We start from the raw sequence: 4,543 nt of genomic DNA on the forward strand, positions 1-4,543 counted from the left end.
AGAAACCCTTCTCCAATGGAGAAGGGTTTCTTTATTTACTCCAGTGTCCTTATGACGTCCACACAGCGGGGGCAAAGGGTGGGGTGATCGGGGTGCTGGCCAACTCCGGGATGGTACATCCAGCACCGCTCACATTTTTCTCCCGGCGCCCTTTCAACCACTACCGCCAGCCCGGGAACTGTTTCGGAAACTACCGCTTTGTGCGGCAGGTCTCCGGACCATCTTTTAAGTTCCACGGCCGAAACGATGAAAATGGTGGGCAGATCCTCAGCGCTGGATAGAAACTCGTACATTTCCTCCCGGGCGTACAGGACTACCGCAGCCTCCAGAGAATTGCCAATCACTTTTTCCCTCCGGGCCGTCTCCAGAGCCCGGGTAACTTCTCCCCTTACTGCCAGCAGGCGCTCCCATCTGGCTTCCAGTTCCACATCCAGATAATCCTCGTTCACCCGGGGCATGTCGGTTAGCTGGACACTCACAGGCGCATCCTTTTCTTTCGGAGCATAACGCCAGATCTCTTCCGTAGTAAAGGCAAGAATGGGGGTAAGCAGACGTACCAGGGCATGCAATACCTGGTAAAGCACAGTCTGGGCGGCTCTGCGCTCCGAAGAAAAAGGGTGGGTAGTATAGAGACGGTCTTTAACCATATCCAGATAAAGCGCACTCATGTCGATAGTACAAAAATGATGAATGGTATGGAAAACCACGTGGTACTCATAATCCCTGTAGGCAGCCAGAACCCTTTCTATCATCCGGTGCAGGCGTAAAAGTGCCCAGCGATCAATCTCGGGGAGCCGGTCATACGGTAACTGGTCGGCAGGTCCGAAGTCATACAGGTTCCCCAGCAAGAACCGGCAGGTATTGCGGATCTTCCGGTAGGCTTCGGTCATTTGTTTTAAAATGTTTGGCGATACCGCCAGATCACCCCGGTAGTCGGCAGAACTCACCCACAGGCGTAAAATATCGGCACCCATTTGTTCGATAATCTTCAGGGGATCGATAACATTACCCAGGGATTTGCTCATCTTGCGGCCCTGCTCATCAACCACAAAGCCATGGGTAAGCACCGCCCGGTAGGGAGCCCGACCTCTCACCGCCACTGCCGTGGACAGGGAGCTGTTAAACCACCCCCGGTGCTGGTCGCTACCTTCCAGATAGAGATCCGCCGGCCAGCGCAGCTCCGGCCAGATGTCCGGCTGTTCCAGTACACCCACGTGAGAAGTGCCGCTATCAAACCAGACATCCATTATATCGGTTTCCCTTGTAAATTCGCTGGCCCCGCAGGACGGGCACTTGAACCCGGGAGGAAGCAGTTCAGCCGCTTCCCGCATGAACCAGACATCCGAACCGTGCTCCTTGAACAAACCCTGCAGGTGGGATATGGTTTCTTCGGTTATAATTTCCCGGCCGCAACGGTTGCAGTAAAAGATGGGTATAGGAACACCCCAGGTTCTCTGCCGGGAAATGCACCAGTCACCACGGTTGGCCACCATATTGTAAATGCGCTCTTCTCCCCAGGCCGGGATCCAGCGCACCTGCCGGATGGCCTCCAGGGCTTTCTGACGGAAACCCTCAATAGAAGCAAACCACTGTTCCGTAGCCCGGAAAAAGACCGGATTTTTACAACGCCAGCAGTGGGGATACTGGTGCTTTATGGTATCGCTCTTGAGCAATTTACCCCTTGCCCTTAGCTCGGCCATGATACTCTCATTGGCGTCAACATAAAACTGTCCGGCAAACTGACCTGCCTCCCCGGTAAAACGCCCCCGGCCGTCAACGGGAGAAATAATGGGCAAGCCATAGCGTTGTCCCACAAGGTAGTCTTCGTGACCGTGCCCAGGAGCGGTGTGCACACAACCGGTGCCTGCATCCAGAGTGACGTGTTCCCCCAAAATCACAAGAGAATCCCGTTCAATAAAGGGGTGTTCCAGAACCACACCCTCCAGGTCACTCCCGGCAAATTCTTTTTTAACGGTCCAATCCTTGAGTCCTGCTTCCCGGGCAAAAGAAGGGAGCAGTTCTTTGGCCACCACATAATCCTCTTCCCCGAAAGCCACCAGGACGTAGGTAAAATCGGGATGCAGGCAAACAGCCACGTTGGCAATCAGGGTCCAGGGGGTGGTAGTCCAGATAATCACCTGGCTGCCCGCCGGCAGGAGCCCCTTCCCATCCTTCACCGGAAAAGATACATAAATAGATGGGGACTTTTTATCCTGATACTCCACTTCCGCTTCGGCCAGGGCCGTCTCACAGGTAGCACACCAGTAGACCGGCTTTAACCCCTTGTAAATGTATCCCCTGCGGGCCATTTCGCCAAAAACACCAATTTGTGCCGCCTCATAGTGGGGCATCAGGGTCAGGTAGGGGTGATCCCAGTCCCCCCTCACGCCCAGGCGTTTGAATTCCTGCCGCTGGATGTCCACAAACTTTAAAGCGTATTCCTTGCACCTGCGCCGGAATTCCACGGGGTGAACGGCATGACGGTTCAACCCAAGGTTTTTAATGGCCTGTTGCTCGATGGGCAACCCGTGGGTATCCCAACCAGGTACATAAGGGGCATCGTAACCAGCCATGGAATGATACTTGATTACAATATCCTTGAGTACCTTGTTCAGAGCAGTTCCCAGGTGGATGTGCCCGTTGGCGTAAGGCGGCCCGTCATGCAGAATAAACCTGGGACGCCCGGCATTTTTTTGCTGCACGAGACGGTAAATATTAATTTCATCCCAGAACTTTAAAATCTCTGGTTCCCGTTGGGGCAGATTGGCCCTCATGGGAAAGTCTGTTTTGGGCAGGTTTAAGGTCTGGCTGTAATCCATAATTAACCACCCCAGTTTTACGGTTGATAGCTGAAGTTTTATCCGGCTAAAATACAAAAAACCCGCCCCAAGGGACGGGATTTGCCCGCGGTACCACCCTTCTAGACAGGTTAACGTTCAACCTGTCCCCTCGTTCTGCCGGTAACGGCGGCCAACCGTCCAGGCCTACTAAACAGGATTTAACCCCGCTGTTCAGCCGGCACCTCCCGGGTGATTTTCGCCACGGCTTCCTGTGCCCGGATCCCAGCTCCCCGGGCTCTCTGCAACAGGAGGAACCTGGCTACTCGTCCCGTTCACAGGTTTTTCAACCTAAACAAGAAGTATTATACACAAAAAACAGGGGTAAGGTCAACATGCCTGTCCCCCGGGAACGTCAAAAGTTGGAGCAATGAGCTTTTTTTGGCTAAAATCCCGGCCTACCTTTGGGCAATTCCCATAACTTTTTCAATCATCTGAGAATGTTTGCAACCATCTATTTCCCCGCGCTCGACTGCACGGCAGAAGACTTCCACCAAATAGGGGTCAAACTGAGTCCCTTTACAGCGGTACAGCTCTTCCAGCGCCGATTCCCGGGACATCATGGGGCGGTAAACACGGCGGGAGGTCATGGCATCAAAGCTGTCAGCCACCGCTAAAATTCGAGCCCCCAGGGGAATGGCTTCTCCCTGCAACCCTTCGGGATAGCCATATCCGTCGTAACGCTCGTGATGGTACAGGGCCATCAGGCTGATGACTTTCATACATGGCATGACTGAAAGTATTTCATAGCTGATGACAGGGTGTTCTTTTATTTCTTCCCATTCATCCTCGGTGAGCTTACCAGGCTTGAAAAGAATTGCATTGGAAACACCCAGTTTCCCTATATCGTGGAGCAACCCTGCCAGGTATATGTATTGCTGCTCTTTTGTCGGCATCCCCAGCTCCCTGGCCAGCATGATGGCATAACTTGCCACACGCTGGGAGTGATGATAGGTCAGCTTGAGCCGGGTCTCCTGCACCCTGTTTAAGATCCGGACAGTATAAACAAGTTTGGCTTCCATACTGTTAACACCTCATTGCCCAAAGATGGCAGGAAGAAAAGAAAAATAATACCGCAGTATGACCTGGTGCTCCCCTGCGGTTACTTCTTACTCCCTTGCAGCCCAGCCGTCGTGGTTCTTTAGAGAACTGTAGACCTGTGGCTTTGCGTCCCCGGCTTTCGCCGGGTTTGCCCACCGGGAGACACCTTATGCTTTTTTGGATCTCCTTCGACAAAGATAAATGGTTTTCCTTCTTTTTCCCGGAAGATTTTGCTTCTTTTTCTGGAACGTTTTTCACATCTACATCCTTTAACAATATTCGTCCAGAAACGGTAAGGGTTAAATTTTATTTTTCAGCAGTGAACGCACTTTTTCGACAGATATTCCCCGTACCCGTACCAGCTTGTTGCGCCCCGTGTGTCCGGTTACGATTTCCACCCGTGCCCTGGGCACCCCCAGTAACCGGGAAAAAAAATCCCTGCAGGCTTCGTTGGCTTCCCCTTCCACCGGTGGTGCCGTCAAACGGACCTTCAGGGCATCTTCAAAAACCCCGGCCAGCTCATTTTTCGCCGCCCGGGGCTGAACGCGAACTTTAAAAACCACCGCATCTTTTTCTTCCCTCAGGAACAGCATCAACCAGCCACCCCACTAAACATAACGGTGCAAAATGACTGCCAGTCGGCCGCTTTTAGTAGTCCCTGCAAC

Annotated in this window: 3 protein-coding genes, 1 riboswitch and 1 other annotated feature; all 3 genes read right to left on the minus strand. The window is 52.9% G+C overall.

Annotation, left to right across the window (positions count from 1 at the left end; genetic code table 11):
• Positions 1-35 precede the first annotated feature (35 nt).
• Positions 36-2,819, minus strand: a complete 2,784-nt coding sequence (gene ileS, locus ACPLUI_RS11325) for an isoleucine--tRNA ligase (protein ID WP_424660368.1) — start codon at positions 2,817-2,819, stop codon at positions 36-38.
• A gap of 67 nt (positions 2,820-2,886) precedes the next feature.
• Positions 2,887-3,125 (minus strand) — a binding site (T-box leader).
• 110 nt (positions 3,126-3,235) lie between these two features.
• On the minus strand, positions 3,236-3,859 hold the full coding sequence (locus ACPLUI_RS11330) for an HD-GYP domain-containing protein (protein WP_424660369.1): 624 nt from the start codon (positions 3,857-3,859) through the stop codon (positions 3,236-3,238).
• A gap of 93 nt (positions 3,860-3,952) precedes the next feature.
• Positions 3,953-4,041, minus strand: a riboswitch (cyclic di-GMP riboswitch).
• Between the two features lie 136 nt (positions 4,042-4,177).
• Positions 4,178-4,471: a DUF167 domain-containing protein gene (locus ACPLUI_RS11335; RefSeq protein ID WP_424660370.1), complete on the minus strand. Its 294-nt coding sequence runs from the start codon at positions 4,469-4,471 to the stop codon at positions 4,178-4,180.
• Positions 4,472-4,543: the final 72 nt, after the last annotated feature.

The sequence above is a fragment of the Desulfofundulus sp. genome, from assembly GCF_049701015.1.
In the GTDB taxonomy this organism is placed as follows: domain Bacteria; phylum Bacillota; class Desulfotomaculia; order Desulfotomaculales; family Desulfovirgulaceae; genus Desulfofundulus.

Excerpts from the sequence above, each read along its gene's own strand:
- ileS (WP_424660368.1), bottom strand. The coding sequence starts at position 2,819 with ATGGATTACAGCCAGACCTTAAACCTGCCCAAAACAGACTTTCCCATG.
- ACPLUI_RS11330 (WP_424660369.1), bottom strand. The coding sequence starts at position 3,859 with ATGGAAGCCAAACTTGTTTATACTGTCCGGATCTTAAACAGGGTGCAG.
- ACPLUI_RS11335 (WP_424660370.1), bottom strand. The coding sequence starts at position 4,471 with ATGCTGTTCCTGAGGGAAGAAAAAGATGCGGTGGTTTTTAAAGTTCGC.